The sequence below is a fragment of the Lentzea xinjiangensis genome (assembly GCF_900110955.1).
Taxonomy (GTDB): Bacteria; Actinomycetota; Actinomycetes; order Mycobacteriales; family Pseudonocardiaceae; genus Lentzea; species Lentzea xinjiangensis.
Genome location: NZ_FOFR01000013.1, coordinates 233,631 through 260,147 on the forward strand (window position 1 = coordinate 233,631; position 26,517 = coordinate 260,147).

At 70.9% G+C, this 26,517-nt stretch carries 27 protein-coding genes and 2 rRNA genes; 12 read left to right on the forward strand and 17 right to left on the reverse strand.

What is annotated here, in order from left to right; translation table 11 throughout:
* Positions 1–107 precede the first annotated feature (107 nt).
* Positions 108–779 (reverse strand): alpha/beta hydrolase, encoded by a 672-nt coding sequence (locus tag BMW88_RS26385; protein WP_245778062.1) that lies wholly within the window; start codon positions 777–779, stop codon positions 108–110.
* 152 nt (positions 780–931) lie between these two features.
* On the opposite strand from BMW88_RS26385, the gene BMW88_RS26390 reads away from it, so the two are divergent.
* The 8 genes from BMW88_RS26390 to BMW88_RS26420 all read left to right on the forward strand — a co-directional run bounded on the left by BMW88_RS26390 (position 932) and on the right by BMW88_RS26420 (position 7,516).
* Positions 932–1,756 carry an alpha/beta fold hydrolase gene (locus BMW88_RS26390; protein WP_089955200.1) on the forward strand — a complete coding sequence of 275 codons (825 nt, stop codon included), beginning with the start codon at positions 932–934 and terminating at the stop codon, positions 1,754–1,756.
* A gap of 126 nt (positions 1,757–1,882) precedes the next feature.
* Entirely contained in the window at positions 1,883–1,984 is a 102-nt protein-coding gene (locus tag BMW88_RS41135) for a keywimysin-related RiPP (RefSeq protein WP_218148218.1), read from the forward strand.
* A 21-nt stretch (positions 1,985–2,005) separates the two neighbouring features.
* Positions 2,006–3,826 (forward strand): lasso peptide isopeptide bond-forming cyclase, encoded by a 1,821-nt coding sequence (locus BMW88_RS26395; protein WP_089955202.1) that lies wholly within the window; start codon positions 2,006–2,008, stop codon positions 3,824–3,826.
* The gene (locus BMW88_RS26400; RefSeq protein ID WP_089955204.1) at positions 3,810–4,061 is read left to right on the forward strand and encodes a lasso peptide biosynthesis PqqD family chaperone; all 252 of its coding nucleotides are present in this window, start codon (positions 3,810–3,812) and stop codon (positions 4,059–4,061) included. Before BMW88_RS26395 ends, BMW88_RS26400 begins: the two co-directional genes overlap by 17 nt.
* Positions 4,058–4,468, forward strand: a complete 411-nt coding sequence (locus tag BMW88_RS26405; RefSeq protein ID WP_089955207.1) for a lasso peptide biosynthesis B2 protein — start codon at positions 4,058–4,060, stop codon at positions 4,466–4,468. Before BMW88_RS26400 ends, BMW88_RS26405 begins: the two co-directional genes overlap by 4 nt.
* Complete coding sequence (locus BMW88_RS26410) at positions 4,465–6,207, forward strand: ABC transporter ATP-binding protein (RefSeq protein WP_089955209.1); 1,743 nt, start codon at positions 4,465–4,467, stop codon at positions 6,205–6,207. Before BMW88_RS26405 ends, BMW88_RS26410 begins: the two co-directional genes overlap by 4 nt.
* A 25-nt stretch (positions 6,208–6,232) precedes the next feature.
* Complete coding sequence (locus tag BMW88_RS26415) at positions 6,233–6,883, forward strand: helix-turn-helix transcriptional regulator (RefSeq protein ID WP_177221335.1); 651 nt, start codon at positions 6,233–6,235, stop codon at positions 6,881–6,883.
* Between the two features lie 57 nt (positions 6,884–6,940).
* Complete coding sequence (locus tag BMW88_RS26420) at positions 6,941–7,516, forward strand: nucleotidyltransferase family protein (RefSeq protein WP_089955215.1); 576 nt, start codon at positions 6,941–6,943, stop codon at positions 7,514–7,516.
* On the opposite strand, the gene BMW88_RS42135 is transcribed toward BMW88_RS26420, so the two are convergent.
* Entirely contained in the window at positions 7,513–7,689 is a 177-nt protein-coding gene (locus BMW88_RS42135; RefSeq protein WP_177221336.1) for a hypothetical protein, read from the reverse strand. The two genes, BMW88_RS26420 and BMW88_RS42135, sit on opposite strands and share 4 nt — an antisense overlap.
* 107 nt (positions 7,690–7,796) lie before the next feature.
* Here BMW88_RS42135 and BMW88_RS26430 point away from each other — a divergent pair, with 107 nt between their 5' ends.
* On the forward strand, positions 7,797–8,537 hold the full coding sequence (locus BMW88_RS26430; protein WP_089955219.1) for an SIS domain-containing protein: 741 nt from the start codon (positions 7,797–7,799) through the stop codon (positions 8,535–8,537).
* A 78-nt stretch (positions 8,538–8,615) separates the two neighbouring features.
* Entirely contained in the window at positions 8,616–10,175 is a 1,560-nt protein-coding gene (locus BMW88_RS26435; RefSeq protein ID WP_089955220.1) for a penicillin-binding transpeptidase domain-containing protein, read from the forward strand.
* On the opposite strand, the gene BMW88_RS26440 is transcribed toward BMW88_RS26435, so the two are convergent.
* The 5 genes from BMW88_RS26440 to BMW88_RS26460 all read right to left on the reverse strand — a co-directional run bounded on the left by BMW88_RS26440 (position 10,165) and on the right by BMW88_RS26460 (position 15,608).
* Complete coding sequence (locus BMW88_RS26440) at positions 10,165–10,392, reverse strand: hypothetical protein (RefSeq protein WP_089955223.1); 228 nt, start codon at positions 10,390–10,392, stop codon at positions 10,165–10,167. The two genes, BMW88_RS26435 and BMW88_RS26440, sit on opposite strands and share 11 nt — an antisense overlap.
* Before the next feature lie 352 nt (positions 10,393–10,744).
* Positions 10,745–12,634: an ABC transporter ATP-binding protein gene (locus BMW88_RS26445; RefSeq protein ID WP_089955225.1), complete on the reverse strand. Its 1,890-nt coding sequence runs from the start codon at positions 12,632–12,634 to the stop codon at positions 10,745–10,747.
* 89 nt (positions 12,635–12,723) lie between these two features.
* Positions 12,724–13,536 carry an enoyl-CoA hydratase/isomerase family protein gene (locus tag BMW88_RS26450; RefSeq protein ID WP_089955226.1) on the reverse strand — a complete coding sequence of 271 codons (813 nt, stop codon included), beginning with the start codon at positions 13,534–13,536 and terminating at the stop codon, positions 12,724–12,726.
* Positions 13,537–13,594: 58 nt separating this feature from the next.
* Positions 13,595–13,804, reverse strand: a complete 210-nt coding sequence (locus BMW88_RS26455) for a helix-turn-helix domain-containing protein (protein WP_030473247.1) — start codon at positions 13,802–13,804, stop codon at positions 13,595–13,597.
* Between the two features lie 175 nt (positions 13,805–13,979).
* Complete coding sequence (locus BMW88_RS26460; RefSeq protein ID WP_089955229.1) at positions 13,980–15,608, reverse strand: ABC-F family ATP-binding cassette domain-containing protein; 1,629 nt, start codon at positions 15,606–15,608, stop codon at positions 13,980–13,982.
* 175 nt (positions 15,609–15,783) lie between these two features.
* Between BMW88_RS26460 and BMW88_RS26465 the strand changes: the two genes are divergently transcribed.
* On the forward strand, positions 15,784–16,548 hold the full coding sequence (locus BMW88_RS26465; RefSeq protein ID WP_089955232.1) for an SDR family oxidoreductase: 765 nt from the start codon (positions 15,784–15,786) through the stop codon (positions 16,546–16,548).
* Positions 16,549–16,631: 83 nt separating this feature from the next.
* On the opposite strand, the gene BMW88_RS26470 is transcribed toward BMW88_RS26465, so the two are convergent.
* The 5 genes from BMW88_RS26470 to BMW88_RS26490 are packed head-to-tail and all read right to left on the reverse strand — an operon-like array spanning position 16,632 to position 19,190.
* Positions 16,632–17,108 (reverse strand): GNAT family N-acetyltransferase, encoded by a 477-nt coding sequence (locus BMW88_RS26470; RefSeq protein ID WP_218148219.1) that lies wholly within the window; start codon positions 17,106–17,108, stop codon positions 16,632–16,634.
* Positions 17,109–17,124: 16 nt separating this feature from the next.
* A complete protein-coding gene (locus BMW88_RS26475) occupies positions 17,125–17,565 on the reverse strand; it encodes a hypothetical protein (protein WP_089955235.1) in 441 nt (146 codons plus the stop codon).
* Positions 17,565–18,068: a SigE family RNA polymerase sigma factor gene (locus BMW88_RS26480; protein ID WP_281249448.1), complete on the reverse strand. Its 504-nt coding sequence runs from the start codon at positions 18,066–18,068 to the stop codon at positions 17,565–17,567. Before BMW88_RS26480 ends, BMW88_RS26475 begins: the two co-directional genes overlap by 1 nt.
* Before the next feature lie 10 nt (positions 18,069–18,078).
* Entirely contained in the window at positions 18,079–18,477 is a 399-nt protein-coding gene (locus tag BMW88_RS26485; protein WP_143116251.1) for a hypothetical protein, read from the reverse strand.
* A gap of 32 nt (positions 18,478–18,509) precedes the next feature.
* A complete protein-coding gene (locus BMW88_RS26490) occupies positions 18,510–19,190 on the reverse strand; it encodes an acVLRF1 family peptidyl-tRNA hydrolase (RefSeq protein WP_089955241.1) in 681 nt (226 codons plus the stop codon).
* A 348-nt stretch (positions 19,191–19,538) separates the two neighbouring features.
* Here BMW88_RS26490 and BMW88_RS26495 point away from each other — a divergent pair, with 348 nt between their 5' ends.
* Positions 19,539–20,441 (forward strand): hypothetical protein, encoded by a 903-nt coding sequence (locus tag BMW88_RS26495; protein ID WP_245778063.1) that lies wholly within the window; start codon positions 19,539–19,541, stop codon positions 20,439–20,441.
* 145 nt (positions 20,442–20,586) lie between these two features.
* Here the strand turns inward: BMW88_RS26495 and BMW88_RS26500 are convergent, their stop codons facing one another.
* From BMW88_RS26500 to BMW88_RS26520, 5 genes are all read right to left on the reverse strand, one after another.
* The gene (locus BMW88_RS26500) at positions 20,587–23,307 is read right to left on the reverse strand and encodes a S8 family serine peptidase (RefSeq protein WP_245778064.1); all 2,721 of its coding nucleotides are present in this window, start codon (positions 23,305–23,307) and stop codon (positions 20,587–20,589) included.
* Between the two features lie 218 nt (positions 23,308–23,525).
* A complete protein-coding gene (locus tag BMW88_RS26505) occupies positions 23,526–25,067 on the reverse strand; it encodes a deoxyguanosinetriphosphate triphosphohydrolase family protein (protein ID WP_089955247.1) in 1,542 nt (513 codons plus the stop codon).
* Positions 25,068–25,330: 263 nt separating this feature from the next.
* Positions 25,331–26,011, reverse strand: coding sequence for a hypothetical protein (locus BMW88_RS26510; protein WP_245778065.1), 681 nt, complete (start codon positions 26,009–26,011; stop codon positions 25,331–25,333).
* A 109-nt stretch (positions 26,012–26,120) separates the two neighbouring features.
* A 5S ribosomal RNA gene (gene rrf / locus BMW88_RS26515) occupies positions 26,121–26,237 on the reverse strand.
* Between the two features lie 102 nt (positions 26,238–26,339).
* A 23S ribosomal RNA gene (locus BMW88_RS26520) occupies positions 26,340–26,517 on the reverse strand; the annotation flags it as partial.

Here is a 26,517-nt window from a genome sequence, read left to right on the forward strand (position 1 = left end):
GTTTGATACCGCCTGCTTGCAAGAGGACCACGAAGTCCAGCCGGGTGGGGGAAGCAGCACCCTTCCGGGGGAGAACGTGGTCCGAATGGCCCAGTCCGGGAGCGACCTCAGCGGCGCGACGCCGCCAACGGCACGTCGAGGCCACGCGGCGAGGCCTCCCGCATGGCCTTCGCGATGTCCGGCGCCATCGGCCGGAGCCCGAGCTCTCCGTGGACGAAGTCGACGACGAGCCGCGTCCAGTCCCCCGCCCGCCTGAGCATCGCGTGGCCGTCGCCCACGACCGAGAACCGCGCGACCCGGTCCGTCACGGTCTTCGCCTGCCGCGCGAACCACAGCGACCTGGCGGGGTCGGTCGTCCGCTCCCGGTCGCCGTGGGCGATCAGCAACGACCTGCCCCTGAGCTGCTCGAACGGCTCGCCGGGCACGATCCACGGCGCGAGCGCGCACACCGCGATGACGCTCGGGTGGCCGGCGACCCGCACCGCGGCCCGGCCTCCCATCGAGTGCCCGACGAGCACGACCGGTGCTCCCGGGCGAACCCCGGCGATCTCGTCCAACGCCCACCGCGCGTCCTCCACCGGGTCGAGGACGGGCGCGTTCCAGCCGCGCACCCGGTAGCGCAGGTTCCAGACCTCGACACCGGGTGCGCGCAACGCGCGGGCCACGGGAACCATCCGCAGGTACGCGAGGTTGTGACGCCGGACGGGTTCGGTGCCGCGCTCCCGGCCGCCGTGCAGCACGAGCACGACGGCGTTCGTACCGGCCGGCGGTTTCAGCACGTCGACATGCGGATGCACGCCCGTTGTTCGTGACGACACGGCTTTCGGCTCACCCCTTGGGAGTCGGGTCACATCATGGACGAACTGCGGGCGTACCCGGCTACATCTGCACGGGACGTCTCGCGGGAACTCAAGCAGTAGGGTTCGCACCCGTGATCGAGCACCTCAGCATCAAGACCGCGACCGGCACCTTCGACGCCATCGCGGCCGGCCCCGAGGACGGCCGCCCGGTGTTGCTGCTGCACGGTTTTCCCGAGGCCGCCATCGAGTGGGAGCACCAGGTGGCGGTGCTCGGCGTGAACGGCTTCCGCGCCGTCGCCCCCGACCAGCGCGGCTACTCCCCCGGCGTGCGGCCGGAGCAGGCGTCCGAGTACTCGGTGACGCACCTGGTCGGTGACGTGATCGCGATGGCGGACGCGCTCGGCTGGTCCACCTTCGACCTCGTCGGCCACGACTGGGGCGGCGCCGTCGCCTGGTGGACGGCGATCGAGCACCCGGACCGGCTGCGGACGCTGTCGGTGTTCTCCACCCCGCACCCCGCGGCGCTGAAGACCGCGCTGCAGACCGACGAGGAACAGCGGATGCGGTCGCAGTACATGCTCGACTGGCGCGAGCGCAGCACCGAGAAGCGGATGCTCGACAACAACGCGCACGCGCTGCGGCAGATGTTCGAGTACCGGGTGCGGCAGTCGCACGTCGACGAGTACGTCCAGCGCCTGAGCGAGCCGGGCGCGCTCACCGCCGCCCTCAACTGGTACCGCGCGGGCAAGCCGCAGGGCGCGGCGGACGCGGTGGGCGTCAAGACCATGTACGTGTGGAGCACCGAGGACGTGGCGTTCGGGTCGGTGGCCGCGTTCGAGACCGAGAAGTGGTGCACGGGCGCGTACCGGTTCGAGATGGTCGAGGACGTGAGCCACTGGATTCCCGAGGAGGTGCCGGAGGCGACGAGCTCACTTCTCCTCGAGCACCTCGCCTAAACCCGTTTTCCGCTTGCGGCAACTGCCGGAAGCGGAAGCCGTTTCGCCTGGTCACCGGTTCGGTCCTCTCGTTACGTTCGGTTTGCGCGCGCTGACCGAAGATCCCCTCAAGGAGAGGTGCGAACCATGTACGAGACCCCGCAGCTGATCGACCTCGGCTCGTTCGAAGCGCAGACGGGCCTGCTCGGCAGGTCGGGCAACGACCGGCTGATCCTCAGCAAGAACTGACGCGACACCACCGCGCAGCCGATGCCTGACCAAGGCTCGCAGGGTCATGGCGAGGCGCACTTCGTGGTCCTACCCGACCACGAGGCCGCGCTCGCCGTGGCCCGTCGCACTGGTGCGCCGAAGACGCTCACCCACGCGTCGGGACGTCCGTGGCTCGTCGGCCGCTGGAGCGACGACGAGATCACCGCCGCGGCGGTGGGCGACGTGCGGCTGGCGGTGATCGGCTGGTGCCCGGTCAGCGCCGTGGAGCTGGAACGCGCGGCCTTCGGGTTGCGCGACCTCGCCCACCTCGACGAGCTCGCGAGGACGCTCGCGGGCAGCTTCCACCTCGTCGCCTCGCTGGGCGGGCGGTGCCGGGTCCAGGGCACGGCGTCCGGGCTGCGGCTGGTGTTCCACCGCAGGATCGGCGGTGTCGTCGTCGCGGCCGACCGGGCCGACGTGCTGGGCGGGGCGCCGCTCGACGAGCAGAGCCTCGCCGTGCGGTTGCTGTTCCCCACGCCGCACCCGTTGCTGGAGCGGACGATGTGGCGCGGCGTGGAGTGCGTGCCGCCGGGAAGCGCACTGCTGCTGGACGGCGACCGCGCACGGACGACCCGGTGGTGGCACGCACCGGAACCGGTGCGCGGCCTCGCCGAGTCCGCTCCCCTGATCGCGGACGCTCTCACGCGGGCCGTCGACGTGCGCACGCGCCGGGGCGGGACCGTCGCGTGCGACCTGTCCGGTGGGCTCGACTCCACGTCGATCACGTTCCTCGCGGCCCGCTCGCCGGCGCGGGTGGTGGCCAGCACGTGGCCCTCGCTCGACCCGGTCGACGAGGACGTCGCGTGGGCGCGGCGGGCGGCGGCGCACCTGCCCGCGGTCGAGCACGTCGTGTGGCCGGCCGAACGGATCCCGCTGGTGTACGAGAACCTGCTGGGAGTGGACGACCCGATGGACGAGCCGACCATCGGGGTGATGGACCGCCAGCGGTTGCTCGAAGACCTGAACGGCTTGGCGGACAAGGGCTGCCGGGTCCGGCTGACCGGCATCGGCGGTGACCACGTCGCCTGGTGCTCCGAGGCGCACTACCACTCGCTGCTGCGCAGCCGGCCGTTGTTCGCGCTCCGCCAGCTCCGGGCCTTCCGGGCGTTGTTCCACTGGCCGCTGCGGCCGATGATCGCGGCGCTGGCCGACTCGCGGTCCTACCGGGCGTGGCTCGCGGACGAGGCGGACGACCTCCGCGCCGGACGGGAGCCGACCGTGACCGGGATGCTCAGCTGGGGCAGCGGGCCGCGCCTGTTCGACTGGGTGACCCCCGAGGCGCACGCGCTCGCCCGCGACGCGCTGCGGGAGGCCGCGCGGACAGCGGAGCCGCTGGGGCGCACCCGAGGTGAGCACGGTGATCTGGAGCCCATCCTGTCCTCCTGCCGGATCATCCGGCAGTGGGAGCAGATGAGCGCGCGTGCCGGGCTGCCGATCCAGTCGCCGTTCCTGGACGACCGGGTGATCGAGGCCTGCCTCTCGGTGCGGCCGGCGCAGCGCGTGACGCCGTGGCGCTACAAGCCCGTGCTCACCGAGGCGATGCGCGGGATCGTGCCGGACGACTGCCTGGCGCGCACGAACAAGGCGCAGGCGTCGCTGGAGGCCTCCGCGGGTCTGCGCCGGCACCGCGGTGACCTCGTCGAGCTGTGGGAGGGCTCGAAGCTCGCCGAGCTCGGGCTGGTCGACCGGCGCAGGCTGACCGAGCTCGCGCTGCGGCCGGACACCCCCGAACTGCGCTCGGCGATCTTGTACTCGACGATCGGCTGCGAGGTGTGGCTGCGCAGCCTCGACCAGGGAGCGGACCATGCGGCTGCGCGATGACATCTCGGTGGCGGACACCGACTACGGCCAGGTGCTGCTCGACGAGCGCACCGGGCACTACTGGCAGCTCAACCCGACCGGCGTGGTCGTGGTGCGGGCCTTGCTCGACGGGGCCGACGAGGACGCCGCCGTCACCGCGCTGACCTCCGCCTACGACGTCGACGAGGCGCGGGCGCGCGAGGACGTGTCGGTGCTGGTGGCGGGGTTGCGCACGGCCGGGCTGGTGACGGCGTGACCACCCCGAGCTCGCTGACCCGCCCGGCCGGTGTCCCGTTCGGCCGCCGGGTCGCCGCCCGGCTCGCGGTCGCCGTCGCGATCCCGCTGGCGAAGCTCACCCCGCGCCGGCTGCGCCAGGTGCTCGGTGTCCTGCGCCGCGGTGCCCGGCCCGCCGGCTACGAGAGCGCCAAGGCGGCGCGGGACGCGGTGCTCGCGGTGAGCCTGCGCTGCCTCGGCCCGCAGGGGTGCCTGCCGAGGTCCGTGGCCGTGGTGGTGCTGAGCCGGATGTCCGGCACCTGGCCGACGTGGTGCGCCGGCGTCCGGGTCATGCCACCGTTCGGGGCGCACGCGTGGGTCGAGGCGGACGGCGTGCCGGTCGACGAGAACGTGCCCGCGCAGTACTTCCGGCCGCTGATGACGGTATGAGAACGCTCGACCTGTTCCGGCTGGCCTCCGGGCACGTTCGCCCGCTCGCGGTGGCCGTCACGGCGACGCTGGTGGCGGCCGGGCTCGGTCTGCTGCAACCGCAGTTGCTGCGCCAGGCCGTCGACGCGGCCTCGACGGCTTCCGTGCCGTGGGAGCTGCCCGTGGCGATGGCGGCGTTGTTCGCGGTGCAGGCGTGCGTCGACGGCGTCGGGCTGTTCCTGTTGGAGCGCACGGGAGAACGGGTCGTTCTCGGCGTGCGCCGCCGGCTCGTGGCGCGGCTGCTCCGGTTGCGCATGAAGGAGTTCGACGAGCACCGGGTCGGCGACCTGATGTCGCGGGTCGGCACCGACACGACGGTGCTGCGCGAGGTGGTCTCCACCGCGTCGGTCCAGCTCATCACCGGCACGCTCACCGGCGCGGGCACCGTCGTGCTGATGCTGCTGATCGACCCGGTGCTGTTCGCGTGGGTCATGGGGACGGTCGTCGTCGCGGCCCTGGTCGTGTACTCGCTGCTCGGCAGGCTGCGGGCGGCGGGTGAGCAGATGCAGCGCGGGGTCGGTGACATGACAGCCGACCTGGAGCGCGCGCTCGGAGCGTTGCGCACCGTGCGCGCCTGCCGCGCCGAGGAACGCGAGGAGGAACTGATCGGGCGGCGCGCCGAGCAGGCGTGTGCCGCCGGCGTGCGGGCCGCGCGGATCACGTCCGTGATGAGCCCGGCCGTCGAGCTGGCCATGCGCGGCTCGCTGCTCGTCGTGCTGCTGGTCGGTGGCACGCGGGTGGCGAAGGACGCGGCGTCGGTCGGCGACCTGATGGCGTTCCTGCTCTACGCCACCTACCTGGTGATCCCCTTCACCTCGGTGCTGCAGGGCGTCGGGCTGCTGCAGAAGGGCATGGGCGCCCTCGGCAGGGTCGCCGAGGCGCAGTCGTTGCCCGTGGAGGACGCCTCGGGTGACGCGGTGCCCCGGCGGACCCCGCTCGCCCTCGAGTTCCGCGACGTCTGGTTCCGCTACCGCGACCGCCCCGTGCTGCGCGGTGTGTCGTTCACCGTCGAGCCGCGCTCGCACGTCGCCCTGGCCGGGCTGTCCGGTGCCGGCAAGTCGACGCTGTTCTCCCTGATCGAGCGGTTCTACGAGCCCGCTTCGGGCGCGCTGCTGGCAAACGGCGTGGACATCCGGACGTTTTCCCGCCACCAATGGCGTGGCCGAATCGCACTGGTCGACCAGGACTCGCCGGTGCTCAACGGCACGCTGCGGGACAATCTCCGGTACGCGGCGCCGGACGCGTCCGACCACGATCTTCGCGAGGTGCTGGAACTGGCCAACATCGGCGAACTCGTGGCGCGGCTGCCCGCCGGCCTGGACACCCCGCTCGGCGAACGCGGACGCGCGTTGTCCGGTGGGGAACGTCAGCGCATCGCACTGGCCAGAGCCCTGCTCACCCGCCCTGAGCTGCTCCTTCTCGACGAACCGACAGCGCACCTCGACCCGGTGAACGAGCGGGCGCTGCACCGGGCGATCCGGCAGGCGACCCGGGAGTGCGCATTGCTGGTCATCGCGCACCGGTTGTCGACAATTCGCGAGGCCGACCGTGTCGTGGTATTGCACGCGGGTGAGGTGATCGCGCAGGGAACGCATGACGAGCTGCTGGCCATCAATGATTTCTATGGCAAACTCACCACCGGTGAATTTGTCGACAATTCAAAGTCGTTCGACGTCGAAACATCGCCTGGATGGAGCTAGAACAACCGATACGACAAATGCCAGCATGATGACTCCAGTCGGACCACGGGAGAAAGGCGAGTCGTTGCGACGATCTCCAGCAGTCGGCACCGAATTCGTCGAGCTTCTGCACGACCGCACCGCCGCCATGCGCGTGTTGGAGAACCTCCTGGTTCGCTGCACGTCCGTACGCGTCGTGCTGTCGAGCCGGGGTGGTCTCGACAGCGCTCTCCTCGACCTGGCGACCGCCACCGAACGCGGACGCCTGCTGCTCGACCCCACCGTCGCCCGGCACCTGGGGCCACGGCACCGGATGTCGGTCCGGGTGCTCGCCAAGCCCTCCCGGTGCATGCTCGTCTTCGACGACCGCAGCGCGGTGCTGCCGCTCGCCGCGGACGACCTCAACGTGGGCGCGATGCTGCTGCGCAACCCGCTCGCCACCACGTACGGCGACCTCTTCGAGCTCATGTGGTCGGACGCCCGCGCACCGCAGGGCGGACCCGACGAGACAGGTCTGTCGAGCCGGGAGGCGGAGATCGTCGAACTGCTGCTGGAGGGTGCCACCGACCACCAGGTCGCCGCCCGGCTCGGCATGAGCAGCCGCACGGTGCGCGCCGTGGTGGCCCAGCTGCAACAGCGGTACGGCACCCGGTCGCGGATGGCGCTGGGCTTCCAGCTCGCGCGCGTGACCGGTTAGCCCGCGCAGGGCGGTCCTCGTCGTGAACGCGCGGTCCGGACGCGATAGGTTCGGGGCATGCGCGTGGCCGGCCTCCTGCTAGCTGCGGGGGCCGGTCGCCGGTTCGGCACCCCGAAAGCCCTCGTGTCGCTGAACGGCGAGCTGTTCGCCGACTCGGCGGCCGCACTGCTGAAAGCCGCCGGCTGCGACCCGGTCGTCGTCGTGCTCGGCGCGCGGGCAGGCGAAGTGCGGGCCAAGGCCCGCTTGGACGGCGTCCGGGTGGTCGACAACCCCGACTGGGAAACCGGGATGGGCTCGTCGCTGCGGACGGGTCTGCGCGCGGTGGGCATCGTCGACGCGGTCGTGGTGCTGCCCGTGGACACACCGGGCGTCACCGTCGCCGCCCTGCGCCGGGTGATGGCGCTCGCCGAGCCGAAAGCCCTGGCGCGGGCCGTCTACGACGGCGTGGTGGGGCACCCGGTGCTGATCGGCTCGGACCACTTCCCCGGCGTGGTGGCCTCGGCGGCGGGCGACCAGGGCGCGCGGGACTACCTGCGGGCGAACACCGTCCGCCACGTCGACTGCGCCGACGTGGCGGACGGTGCCGACGTGGACCGCCCCGAGGACCTGCCGGGTCACCCGGCCGCGCCCTAAGGACGCACGTGCACGGCCGCGCGGGCGCACCCGGCGGCCACGACGAGCAGCGCCAGCGCCGCCCACGCCGGCCACAGCTCGGAGTAGGTCACCGCCAGTGCGATGTGCGTGGCACCCGCGGCCGCGAACACCGCCGTCAAAGCCACCCAGGTGTAGAACCGCCCTCTGGTCAAACCCACCCCCGTCCGCCGCGCGCAGTTGTCCTCGCATCGCGCGTATCGGGGTTCGTGGCGCTCGGGTTACTGGTGACGCCCCCGGCGATCCGGTACTACTGACCCGCATGACGACCGACACCGTGACCGGGTCCGACTACGGCACCCTCGTGCGCACGCACCTGACCCGCGTCGAACAGCACAACGCGGCCGCGCTCGACGACGTGGCCGAGCTCGTGCTCGCCGCCGTCCAGGCGGACGGGACCATCCTCACCGCGGGCGCGGGGCACTCGCTCGCAGCGGTCGCCGAGACCTTCTACCGGGCAGGCGGCCTCGCCTGCGTCCGCCCGGTCTACCACCCCGAGCTGCTGCCGATGCACGGCGCGATCAGCAGCACCTCCGCCGAACGCCGGTCGGGTCTCGCGAGCGAGGTCCTGCGCGAAGCCGGCCTGGCGCCGCACGACGTGCTCTTCGTCTTCTCGACCTCGGGCGTCAACCACTACCCGGTCGAGCTCGCCCAGGAGGCCGCCGGTTCCGGCTGCCCGGTGGTGGCGGTCACCTCCGCCGCCTCCAGCGCCCAGGCACCCCGCCGGGCCGGCGTGACGCTGGCCGAGGTCGCGACCGTGGTCCTCGACAACCTCGTCCCGCCCGGCGACTCCACCTACCCGCCGCAGGCCCCGATCACCGCGGCCATCTCCACCATCGCCACGGCGTTCCTGTGGAACCTGCTGATGGTCCGCCTCGTCGACAAGGCGGCCGAGACCGGTGTGCAACTGCCGTTGTGGCGCAGCGCGAACGTCGAGGGCGGCGACGCTGCCAACGCCGACCTGCTCAGGCACTACCAAACCCGCATCCCGCAGCTCGGATGACGGCGAACCGCGGGGCGGCCGAGCTGTCCCGCGTTAGTCTCCCACCGGGGAACACGGAGATCCGGGGGGATTTTGACGATGGTGGAGCCGAGAACTCGTAAGTGGATCTTGGTCGGCGGCGCGCTCGCCACGGCGACGACAGTCGGGGTGGCGGGCGCGATGCTCTGGGGCGGTGGATCGGCCGGGTCGAGCGAGCGGCCCGTGACCGTCGAGACACCGGCGCAGGTGGCCCAGTCGTTCGTGAACAAGGCGTTCTCCGCCGACACCGCGTCGGCCGCCGCGGCGACCGACGCGCCACCGGTGGCGGCACCGGCCCTGACCGCCACCAGGACGGGCATGGGCACGTCGGCCTACCAGGCCCGCCTGGCCGCGGTGCAGCCGCCGAAACCCGACGCGACCACGGCGGAGATCGCCGCCTCCGTGACCTGGACGATGCCGAACTCGGCTTTGCTGAAGTACGACGTGACCATCCCGATGCGCCGCGTCGACGGCGCCTGGAAGGTCCGCTGGACACCGGCGGTCATCCACCCGCAGCTGACCGAAGGCGCGTCCCTGACCTACCGCAAGGCCGTGGCCGACGGCGCTCTGCTGGGCCGCGACGGCAGTCCGCTGGTCCAGGGCACGATTCCCGCCGGCCTGCTCACCACGATCACCGGCCAGGTGGGAGACCTGAAGGGCACCGACGGCTGGGAGGTGGGCATCGCCTCCGGTACCGCCTTCACCGCGCTGGACGGCAAGAAGCCGGAAGCCGGCGAGAAGATCACCGTCACCATCGACCCGGCCCGCCAGGCAGCGGCCCAGGCCGCGGTGGACGGCCTGCCCCGGGGAGCGGCGATCGTCGCCGTCGAGGCCTCCACGAGCGAGATCCTCGCCGTGGCGCAGAACAGGGCGCTGTCCGGCACCAACCCGTTCGTGGGCCGCTACGTCCCCGGCTCGACGATGAAGATCGTGACCGCGGCCGCCGCCCTGAACGCGGGCCTGACCCGGCCCGACACCGCCCTGCCGTGCCCCGCCACGGCGACGATCGGCACCCGCCGCATCAGCAACGCCGACTTCGGCCACGCCAGCCTGCCGTTCCACACGGCCTTCGCCCTGTCGTGCAACACGACCTTCGGCGAGCTGGGCGCCAAGCTCCCGCCCAACGCCCTGCCGGACATGGCGAAGCGCTTCGGCCTGGGCGCCGACTGGACGATCGCCGGCGCGGACACGAACACCGGCAAGGTCCCACCGGCGACGGGCGACCAGCAGGTGGAGAACAGCATCGGCCAGGGCAACGTGGTGGCGAGCCCGTTCGGCATGGCCCTGGTGGCCGCCACCGTCGTCTCCGGCAAGCAGCCCACGCCGACGCTGCTGCGCGGCAAACCACCGGTCCCCAACGACGTGGCGGCGGGCCCTCCGGCATCGGTGCTCGGGCCGCTGCGGGCGATGATGCGCGAGGTGGTCACCGCCGGAACGGCCAGGCAACTGGCGGGAATCCCCGGCCTGGCGGGCAAGACCGGCACCGCGGAGGCGGGCGGCGGCGCCGAGCACGGCTGGTTCGTCGGCTACCAGGGCAACGTGGCGTTCGCCGTCTTCGTGGAGAACGCGGGGTCGTCGCAGAGCGCGCTGAACGCGACGGCCGCCTTCCTCAAGCGCTGAACCGCCGCTCTCGTGGGGACGTCTTGGGTTTCTGTCCGCTCGCCCTGAGGTTGCCGTGGACGTCGGGTAGGCGGGCCTCGACCGTGGCTTCAGTGGTGAAGGCCGCGGCGCCGGCTCGCGCGGTGGCGCCGCACAACTTCGTCGTGCGGCACGTCTTGGGGTTGCCGTGGACGTCGTTGTCGTGCTTGGCGAGCACGAGCGCCCCGCCGTCGGTCAACTCCCCATGGTCGCCGTCATGCCGTCCGTCCAGGCATGCGCAGGAACGCAAGCACAACGTCGGGCTGCCGACGCTTCCCGTGCACGAAGGCCAGCCGCTCGCCCTGGCATGCGCAGGTACACAACCACGACCCCTAGGCTGCCGGCACAGCCCGCCACCAGCGAGTTCCGCCTCACACGCCACGACCGGCCGCGCCGACTGCCCTCGACGCGCGCGGATCCACGACCACGACGCCGAGCTGCCGACACAGCCCGGCCAGCACGCTCCGCCTCACGCGCCCACAACCGTCCCGGCTCCCGCACCGGCGACCAGTCACGGCTCAGGCGCCCATCGCACAGGCGCCAACCCCGGGTCAGCTCCTGCCCGCGACCTCGGCGCGCTCGCTGAACTTCGGCGTCGGGAACACGCCGACCACCGGCGGCTCGGCGAACTGGGTGTTGTAGAGGTCCGCGTAGCGCCCCCCGGCGGCCATCAGCTCGGTGTGGGTGCCGCGTTCGACGATCTCGCCGTGCTCCAGCACCAGGATCTGGTCGGCGTTGCGCACGGTCGACAGGCGGTGCGCGATCACCAGGGCGGTCCGGCCGTCCAGCGCCTCGGTCAGCGCCTCCTGCACGGCGACCTCGGACTCCGAGTCCAGGTGTGCGGTGGCCTCGTCGAGGATCACGACGCGCGGTTTGGCCAGCAGCAGGCGGGCGATCGTCAACCGCTGGCGCTCGCCGCCGCTCAGCCGGTAGCCGCGTTCGCCGACCACGGTGTCGAGCTGGTCCGGCAGCGACGTCACCAGGTCGAGCAGCCGGGCGCGGCGCAACGCGTCCCACAGCTCGTCGTCGTCGGCGTCCGGTGCGGCGTAGGTCAGGTTCGCGCGGATCGTGTCGTGGAACAGGTGCCCGTCCTGGGTCACCACGCCCACCGTCGCGCGCAGCGAGTCGAACGAGAGGTCGCGAACGTCCACTCCGGACAGCCGGACGGCGCCGGAGTCCACGTCGTACAGGCGCGGGACGAGCGAGGCCATGGTCGACTTGCCGGCGCCGGACGAGCCGACGATCGCGACCAGCTGCCCGGCTCCCGCCTGGAAGCTGATGCCGTGCAGCACCTCCTCGCCGCCGCGGGTGTCCAAAGTGGCCACCGACTCCAGCGAGGCGAGCGACACCTTCTCCGCGGACGGGTAGGCGAAGCGCACGTCGTCGAACTCCACCGACACCGCGCCGGGAGGCACCGTGCGCGGGTTCTCGCGCTCCTCGATCATCGGCTTCAGGTCGAGCACCTCGAAGACCCGCTCGAACGACACCAGCGCCGTCATCACGTCGACGCGGGCGTTGGCCAGCGCCGTCAGCGGCGCGTACAGGCGGGTCAGCAACAGCGCCAGCGACACCACGGTGCCGGCGGCCAGGTGCCCGGTCAGCGCCAGGTACCCGCCCAGCCCGTACACCAACGCCTGGGCCAGCGCGGACACCAGCGTCAGCCCGGTCATGAACCACCGGGTGGCCATCGCGGTGCGGATGCCGATGTCGCGGACCTGCGCGGCCTTCTCCGAGAACTCCTGCTCCTCGCGGGCCGGCCGCCCGAAGAGCTTCACGAGCGTCGCGCCCGGCGCCGAGAACCGCTCGGTGGACTGCGTGACCATCGACGCGTTCAGCGTGGAGGCCTCGCGCTGCATCTCCGCCATCCGGCGGCCCATCCGCTTGGCGGGCAGCACGAAGACGGGGAGCAGGACCAGCGCGAGCGCCGTGACCTGCCACGACAGCGTGAACATCACGGCGAGCGACAGCGCCAGCTGGATGATGTTCGTGACGAAGCCCGACAGGGTGGAGGTGAAGGCGCGCTGCGCGCCGATCACGTCGTTGTTCAGCCGCGAGACCAGCGCGCCGGTGCGGGTGCGCGTGAAGAACGCGACGGGCATCTTCTGCACGTGCCCGAACACGGCGCGGCGGAGGTCGTAGATCAGGCCTTCACCGATGCGCGTGGACTGCCACCGCTCGACGACACCAAGACCGGCGTCGACCACGGCGACCAGCGCGATCACCACCGCGAGCCACACCACGACGGACGGCACCGAGCCGCGCACGATCGCGTCGACCACGCGGCCCGCCAGCAGCGGCGTCGTCACCGCCAGGACGGACGAGACCACCGTCAGCAGCAGGAACACCACCAGCTTCGCCCGGTGCGGCCGGGCGAACGCCAGCACCCGCCGGAAAGTGCCCCGGCGCACCTTCGAAGGCGCGTCCGAGGTCACCCCCATCATGAATCGCCAAGAGCTGTAGCCGTCCACGCTGACTAGAACAGCACAGCGGTCTGACAATTCCTTCGCGCGCGGCTGGAAGGCGGAAAAGTTCAGCTTTGAGCGGAAAGAGCCGCGAGAGAACGCAGCCGGCGCAGCTGAGCGGCCCGCTCCAGCGCGAGCTGCGCCTGCGGCTCCGGCCCGTCGGCCGCCGCCGCGATCAGCGCCAGCGTCTCCGAGACGGCGCCCGGCAGCGGCTTCAGCACGGCGGCCACGAGCTCCTCGACCGCGGCGTCCAGCCCGTCCAGGGGCACGACGGAGTTCGCGAGGCCGATCCGCAGCGACTCCTCGGCCGACACGCGGCGGGAAGTCACGCACAGCTCGGCCGCGCGCGAGTACCCCACGAGGCGCACCAGGGGCAGCGTCCCGCCGAGGTCGGGCACCAGGCCCAGCCCGGTCTCGGCCATGCAGAAACGCGCGTCCTCGGCGAGCACGCGGAAGTCGCACGCCAGCGCCAACTGGAAGCCCGCGCCGATGGCATGCCCCTGCACCGCGGCGATCGTCACCCGTGCCGGGTCGCTCAACCAGGTGAACCCCGCCTGGTAGGAGGCGATCTTCGCGTCCGCCTCCTCGGCGGAGAGCGAGAGCATCCCCGGCAGGCCACCGGGCTCACCGTCGACGGGCTCACCGGTGAACATGCGCCGGTCCAGCCCCGCCGAGAAGGCGCGGCCGGAGCCCCGGACGACCACGACTCGGACGTCCGGGTCCAGCTGCTCGCCGATGTGCCGCAACGCCTGCCAGGTGGCAGGCGTCTGCGCGTTGAGCACGTCGGGACGATCGAGCGTGATCGTGGCGACCGGACCGGCGATGGCGAGCCGGATGCCACCGCGGTCGAGCACACCAGCGTCGATCGAGGGCACTGGCATGTCATTACCTCCGGCGGACTAGAAGCTAGTTACCGGAGAGTAGCAGTCTGGGTTGTGGCTACTTCTTCTTCGTCCGGGTGGCGCCACCGCGACCGCGCAGCGTGACGCCGGATTCCGACAGAACCCGGTGCACGAAGCCGTAGGAACGCCCGGTGCTCTCAGCCAAAGCCCGGATGCTCGCGCCCTTTTCGTACTTCTTCTTCAGGTCAGCGGCCAGCTTGTCCCGCGTGGCGCCGGTGATCCGGGCACCCTTCTTCAGGTCAGCCACCTCGTCCCGCCTTCCGTACGAGCAGGTCGGGCCGTTCTACGGCCCCTGTCGTCGCAATGATCGAACAGGATCCGGCAGAACGCCAGGTGATCAAGCAAAGAGATCGCCGAACGGTCGATTCGATCACGCTCAGTTGATCACAGAACGCGCTCGGTAATCCTTTGAGGTGTGGAGATCACGCCAGCTGCACGAGGTCGAGGTAGTCCTCCGACCAGTGGTCCTCGGTGCCGTCGGGCAGCAGGATCACCCGCTCGGGCTCCAGCGCCTCGACCGCGCCGGGGTCGTGCGTCACGAGCACGACAGCGCCTTCGTAGCGCCGCAGCGCGTCGAGGACCTGTTCGCGGGACGCCGGGTCGAGGTTGTTCGTCGGCTCGTCGAGCAGCAGCACGTTCGCGGCCGACGACACCAGGCCGGCGAGCGCCAGCCGGGTCTTCTCGCCGCCGGACAACGTGCCGGCGGGCTGGTCGAGCTGCTCGCCGCTGAACAGGAACGTGCCGAGCAACGACCGCAGCCGCTGCTCCTGCTCGTCCGGCGCCATGTGCCGGATGTTCTCCCACACCGACGCCGTGTGGTCGAGCGTCTCGTGCTCCTGCGCGAAGTAGCCGATCTTCAGGCCGTGACCGGGCACGACCTTGCCGGCGTCGGCCTTCTCGCTGCCGCCCAGCAACCGCAGCAGCGTCGTCTTGCCGGCGCCGTTGAAACCGAGCACGACGACGCGGGAACCCTTGTCGATCGCGAGGTCCACGCCGGTGAAGATCTCCAGCGAGCCGTAGGACTTGCTCAGGCCCTCCGCCATCAACGGCGTTTTGCCGCACGGGGCGGGCGACGGGAAGCTGATCTTCGCGACCTTGTCGCTCTGGCGCACGTCGTCGAGGCCGTCGAGCAGCTTCTGGGCGCGCTTCGCCATGTTCTGCGCCGCAACGGCCTTCGTGGCCTTCGCACCCATCTTGGCGGCCTGCGTCATCAGCGCACCGGCCTTCTTCTCGGCGTTGGCGCGCTCACGGCGACGGCGCTTCTCGTCCGTGGCACGGGCTTCGAGGTACTTCTTCCAGCCGAGGTTGTAGATGTCGACCTCGCCGCGCATCGCGTCGAGGAACCACACCTTGTTCACGACGTCGTCGAGCAGCTCGACGTCGTGGGAGATCACGACGAGACCGCCGTCGTGCGACTTGAGGAAGCCGCGCAGCCACGTGATCGAGTCGGCGTCGAGGTGGTTGGTCGGCTCGTCGATCAGCAGGATCGTGCTCGACTTCGCGCCGACACCGGCCTCGGAGGCGGCGAACAGGATCCGCGCCAGCTCGACGCGGCGGCGCTGACCACCGGAGAGCGTGCTCAGCGGCTGGGCGAGCACGCGGTCGGGCAGGCCGAGGTTCGAGCAGATCCGGGCGGCCTCGGACTCGGCGGCGTACCCGCCGAGCGCGGAGAAGCGCTCCTCGAGCTTGCCGTAGCGGGTGACGGCGGTGTCGAGCTCGTCGGGGTCGACCAGCTCGGCCATCTTCGACTGGGCCTTCTCCATGTCCCGGAGCAGCTGGTCGAGTCCGCGGGCAGAGAGCACGCGGTCCTTGGCGATGACGGAGAGGTCACCCTCGCGGGGGTCCTGCGGCAGGTAGCCGAGCTCGCCCTTGCGCGTGATCGTGCCGGCGTAGGGCTGGCCCTCACCGGCGAGAACGCGCAGGGAGGTGGTCTTGCCGGCACCGTTGCGGCCGACGAGGCCGATGCGGTCGCCGGGCTGGACGCGAAGGTTGGCGCCGCTCACGAGAATGCGTGAGCCCGCGCGCAACTCCATGTCGGTTGCGGTGATCAAGAAGAACTCCGGGGTGAGTGGGATCCGGGTACGGCCTCAAGGAAGACAGCCCCAAGGAAGACGGCAGGGGCGGCACGTACACAGCGGCCTACTCGAGGAGGATCACGCGAATCATCCTACGGGATCGCGACCACCGAATTCCCCACCTGTGGCCGGACGCATAGATTTGCCGACCATGAGTGAAGACTTCTCGGGCAAGGCGGCGCTGGTCACCGGCGCGTCCCGCGGCATCGGCCTCGGCATCGCACGCGAGCTGCTCTCCCGCGGCGCGGCCGTCACCATCACCGGCCGCAAGGCCGACCAGCTCGCGGAGGCGGCCGAGCAGCTCAGGGCCGGCACGGGCGGCCGCGTTCTCGCGGTGCCGGGCAACGCGGGTGACGACGCGTCCCGCGAGGAGGCCGTGGCGCGCACGGTCGAGGAGTTCGGCAGCATCGACGTGCTGGTCAACAACACCGGCATCAACCCGCAGTTCGGTTTCCTGATGGACGCCGACCTCGCCGCCGTGCGGAAGATCTTCGACGTCAACGTCGTGGCGGCGCTCGGTTTCACGCAGCTCGCGTGGAAGGCGTGGATGAGCGAGCACGGCGGCGCGGTGGTGAACATCGCCTCGATCGGCGGCCTGCGCTCCACCGGCGTGATCGGCGCGTACGGCGCGTCCAAGGCGGCGCTGATCCGCCTCACCGAGGAGCTGGCGTGGCAGCTCGGCCCGAAGGTGCGCGTGAACGCCGTCGCGCCCGCCGTGGTGAAGACCAAGTTCGCCGAGGCGTTGTGGAGCGGTCGCGAGGAGGAGGCGCAGCAGCAGTACCCGATGAAGCGCCTCGGCACGCCGGAGGACGTCGCCTCGCTCGTGGCCTTCCTGTGCTCGGACAGCGCTTCGTGGATCACCGGCGAGACCGTGCGCGTCGACGGCGGCCTGCTCGCCACGGGCACCGCGGGCTGAGCCGCCCCGGGCAGGTCGCATCGGCAGGCTCGCCCCAAGCATCGGAGCAGCTCTCCGGTGCAGCTCTCCGGTGCAGATCGCGGTCAGGGCCGAGTGCCGAGGTCGAGCGACAGCACGATCTCGCCGTCCTCGTCGACCTCCCCGGTCGGCACGAACCCGTAGCGGCGGTAGAACGGCTCGGGGCAGCCCTCCCCCGGCACGTAGCTGGTGAGCAGCGTGGTGGCACCGTCCGCGCACAGCAGCGCAACGACCTCGTCCAGGATCGCGGTGCCGTAGCCGCGGCCCTGCCGCCCCGCCCCCACGAGCAGCCGCCACAGGAAGTAGGGGCCGAGGACGCCGGGCCGGGGTGTCGCGTTCCAGCTCAGCATGACGAAACCGACCGGCTCGTCGCCGTCGTAGGCGGCGCGCAGCCACGGGTTGGCCTCGGGACGTGCCTGCGCGTGCCGGAAGGACGCCTCGACGGACGCGACGAACCGCTCCTGCGCGGGGTGCACCCGCACGGCGATCACCGCGTCGCGGTTGGCGTCCGTGATCTCGGCGAGGCGGATGTGTGCGGTCATGCCGGGATTGTGCCGTTCAGCGCGGGGAACGCGGGGGCATCGTGGTCGACTGACCGGCAGGAGTGGGTGTAGTGCTGGGCAAGTCCGTACTGGGCGGCGTGCCCGGAGGCGCGCCGGTGCCGGAGAGCGGCGGAGGGGACGGCACCGTCGTCGGCGTCGCCTCCACGGAGGTCTCCGGCGGTGAGGTCGTCGGCAGCGAGGTCGGCGGCGGAGCCACCGACGTGGCCGGGGAGGGCGGTGCCAGCGGATCCGGAGGCGTCGCGACCGGCAGCACGGCCAGCGCCACGGCCACGACGCCCGCGGTCGCGAGCCCGCTGCCCGCCACCGCGACGGTGCGCCGCCTCGACCGCACGGCCCGGCCGCGCTGGATCACCTCCGCCGCCGTGACGGCACGCGGCGGCGCCTCTTCGCCGTGCAGAGCGGAGAAAGTCGCCCTCAGGTCGTCTTCGCGAACCATCACACCTCCAGCCTCAGATGATCGAACTCCGGTCCCAGCCTGCGGCGCAACGTCTCCAGCCCCTTGCTGCTCTGGGACTTGACGGTGCCCGTCGAGCACTTCAGCGCCGCCGCGGTGTCCTCGACGCTGAGATCGTGCCAATAGCGCAGCACGAGGACAGCGCGCTGCCGTGCGGGCACGGCGGTGAGCGCCTGCCACACCACGAGCCTGTCCTCCGCCCCTGCTGCGGAGGACAGGCCCTCGGGAGGTGCGTCGGTGAGCTTCTCCCTGCGCCAGCGCACTTTGCGGCGTTCGGCGAGGAACGTCCGCACGACGATCTGACGCAGGTACGGTTCGAGCCCCGACCGGTCACCCAGCTTCGGACCGGCCAGGTACAGCTTCAAGAACGCCGACTGCATGACGTCCTCCGCCTCGTGCCAGTTGCCGCACAGCAGGAACGCCGTGAAGCGCATCGAGTCGGCGCACCGGTCGAAGCAGTCGGTGAACTCGGCCTCCCAGTTCAGCGGGGACTCCTCACCCGGCGGTGGTCGGCGAGACCGGCGGCGTCGTCGCGGGCGGCGTCCACGTCGTGGGCGTCGGCAACGGCGTCGGCAGGATCGTCGGCGGCAGCGGCGGAGTGGTCATCGGCGGGCTCGTCGCCGGCGGGCCCGGGACGAGCGGGGTCGTCGCGGGCGGGCTCTGGACGGGCGGGGTCGTCGGCGGCAGTTCCGGCCGCACGGACGTCGACGGCGCCGCGGTCGTGGACGGAACGCCCGGCGGAGTCGTCGGGAGGGATGCCGGCGGCACCGGGGCCGAGGTCGTCGGCGGCTGCTCGGGCGTCGTGCCGCCGCTCAGGGCCAGGGCTGCCGGCACCGCGATGCCGACGGCCCCCAGCGCGACCGCACCGGCCACGATCACCATTCGTTTGCGCACTTGCGACTCCAGCGAGGTCGGTGGCGCCAGGATCAGGCGCCCTCACCCGTATCCATGCGGCCGGCCTCCGGTCCGGTTGCCCCTGTGTCCTGGATCACGATCTCCACGCACCGGGCTCGCCGCGCCGCCTCGTCCAGCACCGCGCGCCGGGGTTCCGGGACGTCCAGGACCCGTTCCTCCGCCAGCGCGAAGACGGCTGCGAGCCTGCGGTCGTCACGCAGCACGTCGAGCGCCTGCCGGTCGCCGCCGAGCACGACGCCGTCCAGCCGGGCGAGCCGCGGGACCAGCAGGCGGGCCACGTCGTCCGCGGCGGCCTGGAGAGCGACGCGGGCCTGTCCCTCCCTGCGCCGGGCGAACCGCTGCTGCGACCAGCCGCCGGCCCTGATGCGGCCGTGCACCTGCTTGCGGTCCGTGGCCGACACCTCGACCCGGCCGCCGAACGCCACGCCGACGCTGTGGCCGCCGAGCCGCACCAGGACGAGGCCGATGCGGCGGGGCTCGGCCAGCCGGCGCACCACCTCGTCCACCGACGTGCCGCCGCGCGTGGCGAAGCGCGCGGTCGCGCCGTCCGCGGCGGTGATGCCGACGGCCGTGTCCGTGACCTGGACCCGCACCGGTCCGTGCCGGTCGGCGAACCTGCCGATCCACCCCTGGACGCGCTCCGGCTCGACCTCGACGGCCCGCCCGCCGGGCACCTGCCGCACCCGGCTCATCCGGCCACCGCCCGCACCGGCGCACCGGACCCGGCCGCCGAGGCCCGCAGGCCGAGGTCATCCACCGTGCACACACTAGAACCACGCCGACACTGGGCGTGAACGCACACGGAAGTTACCGATCGGTTCGATTTGCTTGACAGATGGGTCTCGAAAGCGTGAACTCATCAACCGTATGGATTAACCATTGACTCCATCCGGCTCCGACCAGCGATGTTCACGGGCGGGTAGGGTCACTGAGGCGTGATCTTATGACAGCGGGGAGTCACCATGACGACTGCTGCCGGTCGACCAGCACTGAACGTTGACGACACAGACTCAACGGGCCACGGCAGCCTTACGCAGCTCTTGACGACGGGACCGTTCCCGGAGGCGTTGAGGGCCGCGATCAAGGCCAGCCGACTCAGTCTCGACCGCATCCAGCACAGGTTGGCACTGCGCGGCGTCACCATCAGCGTCGCGACGCTCAGCTACTGGCAGTCAGGCCGGCGAAGGCCTGAACGCCCCGAGTCGCTGGAGGCGCTGCGGCACCTCGAGTCGGTCCTGGGCGTGCCCCAGTCGGGTCTGTCGGCGCTGCTCGGACCGCCTCGGCCCCGAGGTCGCCGATGCCGGCCGACGACGATGATGCCGATCGACGCCCTCTGGGCGCGCCGGGAACGGGTCGCGAACCTGCTCTCGAAGGTCGACACGTCCTCCGACCTGAAGCTCGGCAGGATCAGCCAGCACGACCGCATCGAGATCTCTGCCGACGGCGGGCAGAAATCCGTGTGGGTGCGGCAGATCCTCCGCGCGGAACAGGACGGCCCCGACCGCTGGGCGCTCGTGTTCGAGACCGAGGAGTCGGACGTGCTCCCCGAGATCGTGAACGTGCGCAACTGCCACCTCGGCCGCATCGCCCGTGACCACGAGGCCAACATCATGGTCGCGGAGATGATGTTCGAACGGCCGCTGGCCCGCGGCGAGACCCTCATCATGGAGTACCAGCTGGTGTTCCCCGAGGGCCACGCACCGAAGGGCAACAACACGTTCGCGCGCAAGTTCCGCCTGCCGGTGCGCGAGTACGTGATCGAGGTCCGCTTCGACGAGACGAACCTGCCCTCGCGCGTGCAGCAGTACAGCGTGCCCGCCGGGGACGAGACGCCCTCGCGGCGGCGCAACCTGACCCTGGACTCGGGCGGCGGCGTGCACGCCGTGGCACTCGGGTTCGGGCCGGGTGTGTTCGGCATCCGCTGGGAGTGGCCGAACCGCTAGTCCTCGCTCGGTCGTGAGGGGCGCTTCCCGGTTCGGGAGGCGCCCCTCACGTCGTTGCGGGCCAGGCCGGAGCCCGGTACCGAGCAGGCCCCGGCACCCGTGGAGGGTGCCGGGGCCTGGTCGAACGGTCAGCCCGTCAGCGGGCTCACACCCAGCCGGCGACGTGCAGCGTCACCGCGCGGATGGAACCGCGGTCGGAGCCCACCACGTCGGCCACCTTGAACACCCAGTTGCCGTCCACCCCGTCCGCGGTCAGCGCGGACAGCGGCTGGTTCGGCTTCCAGGAGCCGGTGAACGGCGCGTCGCCGCTCTGCGCCGACGAGAACGCCCGCGTCGCCGAGTCGTCGAACACGGCCTGGCAGATGTTCGCGCCGGTGCCGCCCGTCCGCGAGAACAGCGTCACGGACTTGCCCGACGGCGAGGTCAGCGTGCCGACCAGGTCGCCGACGAAGGTGTGGTCGATGCCGACCGTCGGGGAGCCCTCCGTCGCCGAGCAGGCCGAGCCGTCGACCGAGAACTTCAGGTTCGACGCCGCGCCGACCCCCGTCACGGGCAGCGTGATCAAGACGCCGGTCTGGTCGTTGTCCGGGATGGCGACCGCGTCACCGCTGTAGGCGAACGTCTTGAACTCGCGGGACGGCTCCCCCACCCGGTAGGTGAACGAGGCGGTCGTCGGCGACGTCGTGCCCGCGTAGGTCACGCGTGCGTCGAGGCGCACCGCCGAACCGAGACCGGCCGAGGCCGGGACGGTCACCTTGTAGGTGTTGGACACCGTCTGGCCGACGTCGATGTTGCCGTAGTACTTCGACCGCGGCGCGATGGTCACCCCGGCGGTCGGGCTCGACAGCACCACGGAGGTCGACGCGGCCGCGCCGTCACCGTTGTTGGACACCGGCACCGTCACCGTGGCGGTGGTGCCCGGCTTGAGGAAGGCGCTTCCGTCCGCGTCGTTCACGATCGTCGGGCGTTCCGCGCGGGCCAGCGCCTGGGGCGACGCGCCGGTGTAGGCGAGAGCCTTGTCCGCCATCACGATGCCGGCGCCGGTGCGGTTGTCCACACCGGACTCGACGATGTCGGTCGCCGTGACGACGAGGGCTTCCCTGATCTCGGCGGGCGACAGCGTCGGGTTGCCGGACAGGATCAGGCCGGCGATGGCAGCGGCGTTCGGAGCCGAGGCGGACGTGCCGAAGAACGGCGCGAAGCCCGGCACCGACGTGGTCACGCCGTCGGCCGCCGTGATGTCCGGCTTCTGCCGGGTCTCGGCGAGCGGCGTGCCGTCGGGCGCGAAGAACGTCCTGCGCGGCCCGTCGGAGGTGAAGCGCTCCGGCTTCTGCGTGCCGTCGAAGGCGTTCGGGTACGGGCCCTTGGGGTTGGCCGGGTCGCCGGGCTCGAGGTCGAACGGCAGCGCCTGCCCGGCGGGAGCGGCCGCGACCGAGATGGCGCCCTTGGCCGCGGAGTGACCGCGGGTCGTGCCCGGCGTCACGAACTTCTTCAGGCCGTCGTTGGAGTCGGCGAACCTGCCACCGAACAGCGACAACGCGAAGTACTTGTCCTCACCGCGGAACTTCACGACCGCGAGGCGCGTGCCCGTGGACGTGCTCGGCGTGTTGAGGCGCTCGTACGGGTCCTGCGCGCCGTCCTGGTTGTTCTGGCTGAAGGTGACAACGTTGCCCTGGGCGTTGACCAGGTACAGGTCGTAGTCGTTGAACGACTGGCCGAGCGGGTCGGCCCAGTGCAGCGTCACCGGCGTGTCGCCCGAGTAGTTCGACAGCGGGTTGAACAACTGCTTCGAGTTGGCGTCCGGGTTGAAGTCGTGGGCGGTGCCGGCGAACTTGCCGACGCCCACCCCGGAGTCGACGAACTGGCCCTCGTAGTGACCGGAGGTGCCGTCCACGACGTTGCCCTGGTTGCCGGCGCTGGAGAAGTAGACAGCGCCGTCCGCGGCGACCGCGTCCACGGCACGCGCGATGATGCCGTCCTGGAACGGCGACTCGTTGAAGTAGATGACGTCGTCAACGATGACATCGCAGCCGAGGTCGAACCTCAGCTTCTTGATGTTGTCCGCGAAGCTCGCGTCACCGTTGAACGCCGTGGCGAAGCCGAGCTCCGCGTTCGGCGCGAGGTCGTGCAGGATCTCGAGCATCGCGGTGCCCTCGTCACCGGAGCCGGCCTGGCCCGGCACGATGTCGACGGCGGGCAGCTCACCCGCGGCCTGCGACACGGCCAGCGAGGTCACGCCGTCCGACAGCGCGCAGAGCTTCACGCCGACACCGGTCACGTGGAACGACGCGCGCGCGGCTTCGGCGTTGTGCGCCTTGTCGCTCTCGGCGACCTTGGTCGCCCGGACCGAAAGCTGCTTCTCGGCGAGCCGGCGCTCGACCTCGCGCGCCTTGTCCTCTTTGGAGGGGGCTTGCCTGCGGTTCTTGTTGTCCCGCTTGTTCTTGACGTCCTGCGTCATCGCGTCACTGCCGGGCTCGACGCGGGCGACGTCGGAGCGGCCGGCGATCTCCGCGATCTTCGCGACCGGCACCTCGGCGCGCACGGTGCGGTGCTCCGGCGACACGGCGCGAATCTGCCCGCCCGCCGCGCGGACAGCGTTGACCAGGTCCTCGGAGTACTGCTTGGCGCGGATGTCGACGAGGGTGGTGGACTGCGGCGTCACGGCCACGCCGGTCTGCACCTGCGGAAGGGCGCTGCTCGTCCCCACCTGGCCCCGCTTGCGCGCCTCCACGACGAGTGCGCTGTCCACTTTGGACTCAGCAGGGGTGAGCGACTTCTTGATGCCCTGCAGCGTGGCGATCTGCGCCGCAGTGCGGTCGGTGATGGTCTTCGACGCCTTGACCGGATCCGCGGACGCCGGTGTCACAGCGGTGAGTGCGGCCAGGAGAACTGCGGTACCTGCGGTGACTAAGGTCGTGCCTCTTCGAGATCGGCGCACAGGGTCTCTCCCCCGAACGTTGGCGTGCCCCCGAGCACGCGGCCTGCGGCCGGGTGATTCCGGCCGAGGCGTCAACGTATGGCGCACGACTGATCACAGTCAGCATCCGATCGGGCTAGTTCCCACTGAGCAGACGCGATCACACTTCACAGAACAAACGCGTCAGTCCACAATTGACCGGTTCGCCCGGAAAGGGCCTCCAGCAGTGCGGCCGCCTGGTTGTCGGTGAGCGACGCGACGAAGTCGACGACCGCCCGCCCCCGAGCCAGCCCCCTGATGACGTCCGGACCGACGGGCACCTCCCCGATCGGGCCGACCAGGGTCGACGGGTCCGTCCGGGCGAGCGCGGCGTACTCCGCCTCCGCCAGCTCGACGAGGTCGTGCAGCCGGCGCGGCAGGCGATCCGCCTCGGTCCTGTCCGTCACCCACTGCTCCAGCGCGTCGACCAACGAGCTGAGCAGCCGAGCCTGACCACGCTGGTGCAACGCGAGATCGGGCCGCAGCAACACGAACCGCCGATGCACGAACTTCAGCACCTGCACCTCGTGCCACTGCGCCACCGCGAGCACCACGTGCCCGGACCGCGGCGTCGGCTCCTCGATCACACCGACCGCGTCGACGAGCCTGCGCGTCCACCGCGCGCTGAAACCCGCGACCGCCTGCTCGGCCTCGACCGACCCGTCGAACGGCACCGCCAGCAACCCGTCGACGAGCTCCTTGCCGACCTTGCGCACCGCCTGCGCGAACGCCTCGTCGCTCATCATCCAGGAGTCCTTCAGGTGCATGCGCCGGCGCAACGTCTCCAGCGACCGCCCCGGCATCCGGATCTCCGCGCTGAGCTCGGCGTCGCTGAGCCCCGCGAGGTCGAGCGCCTGCGCCTGCCACGTCCCCAGCTCGGCCGCGACCGTCGCGTGCTGCAACACCCCGACGCGGTGGAAGTCCTCCAGGTCGTGGATCGCGTAGGCGATGTCGTCCGCGGTGTCCATGACGCTCGCCTCGACCGTCTGCTGCCACGACTCGATGCGCCCGTCGAAGGGCTCCCTGGCCTGGCGCAGGTCGTTCATCTCCGTGACGTAGGCGGAGAACTTCGAGCTACCGGTCCCCGGCATGTCCTCCGGCTCGGCCGCACCACGCGGCGCCACCGGCAGGTCGAGCGGCTGGTGACGGGTCCACGGGTACTTGAGCATCGCCGCCCGCACCGCGACGGTCAGGTCCAGCCCGAGCGCCTTGGGCCCGCGCACGTCCGTGGTCGTGACGATCCGGAACGACTGCGCGTTGCCCTCGAACCCGTCCGGCAACCCGAACCGGTGCCGTGCGAGCCGGTCCAGCACCTGCTCGCCGAGGTGGCCGAACGGCGGGTGTCCGAGGTCGTGCGCGAGTGCCGCCGCTTCCACGACGTCGGGGTCGCATCCGCCGAGCTTCTCGAGCACCGCGGTCAGCTCGGGCCGGGTGGTCAGGCGTTCCGCGATGGCACGTGCCGCTTGGGCGACCTTGAGGCTGTGGGTGAGGCGGTTGTGCACGAGCAGTCCTGACCCGGTGGAGCTGACCACCTGGGTGACGCCGCCGAGCCTCGCGAAGAACGGTGAGCTCGCCACCCGGTCGCGGTCGACGCGGAACGGGTTCGTGGCGAGATCGGCTGTCCTGCCGACGCCGGCTGACCGACGTGCGGTGCGTTGCTCGTTGTGCATGGCAAAGAAGGTACCTCGCAGTCACGAGCCTCCGGCGCCCCACGCGTCTTCCTCATTGCGCGGCGAAGATGACCATGAGTTTGTGACACCTCCCTGGCGATGTGTTGATTAACAGAGGGGGCAGGGCCCTGGATCAGGACAGTGTTCACCCGGTTGAGTGAGTGCTGGTGTGTTGTTCGGCGCCGGCAAGCGGTCGGGTCCCGGAGCGATCAGTTGACGCTGCGGCTCGTGGGGTGGGACGTGCCGATGCCCACCTGTGCCGATCAGCTGATCGGGTAGCCGATTTCGGCGACGAGGTCTTTGACGGCGGCGAGGGTGGTGGCGGGGTTGAGCGCTGTCACCACTTCCGCGGTCAGCGGCTGTCCGGAATAGACGTGCCACACCGGCTCGAGGGCGAGCGACTTCTCGTAGTAGTCCTGCGCCCACTCCCGGAACGCCTCCGGTGTGCGATCGGTCAGCAGTGCGAACAGCCAGTCGGCCCCGTCGGGATCCGGCTCTCCGTCCGGGAACGCGATGTCACCGTGCCTCCAGGCCGTGTCACCGTGCTCGCGCCACAGACACACCGTGACGGACGGCGTGTCGAACTCATCGGCGAACGCCGGCTCCTTCACGCACTCCTGGAACACCTCCGGCACGGAGTCGAGCACACCGGGCCACGGCTTCCCGTCGTCGGTGCTGTAAGGACTCATCGACGACTCATGGTCGAAACCGCGCACGTAGGCACCGGCGGCCGTGAAAACGATGGAGTACTCGTTGCCTGCGCCGTCCCACATAGAAGCCATCTGCTCACCAGGCGCCCATTCGGCGTCGTAGAGGTGATAGCGCTCCTCGCTGTCAGGATCCAGCAAGACGTCCAGTGTGGCCAGCGCACGGCACGTTGCGCGCAGTTCCGAGATGGCGGGCAGACAACGAGCAACGTCGTAGACAGTCACGCTGGCATTCAAGCAGGAAACTTGTACACCGGGGTCCCAACGGCGTGACTTTGCCGGCAAAGCAGAAAGCCCCTGAGGGGAGCGCTTGTGGCGCTCGACCCTCAGGGGCTCCTGAAAGATTGTCCGGCGGCGACCTACTCTCCCACACCGTAACCAGTGCAGTACCATCGGCGCAGAAGGGCTTAACTACCGGGTTCGGAATGGGACCGGGTGTTTCCCCAACGCTATAACCACCGAAACACTATGGAATTCACAACCCAAACCCCGAACCGCCACAGCGGCAGGGCTCGATCGGTTCTGGTTGTTCTTCCAGAACCGCACAGTGGATGCGTAGCGTCTTCGTAACAAGTCCTCGGCCTATTAGTACCAGTCAGCTCCAACCGTTACCGGTCTTCCACCTCCGGCCTATCAACCCAGTGGTCTAGCTGGGGGCCTTAACTCACGAAGAGTGGGATACCTCATCTTGGAACGAGCTTCCCGCTTAGATGCCTTCAGCGGTTATCCCTTCCGAACGTAGC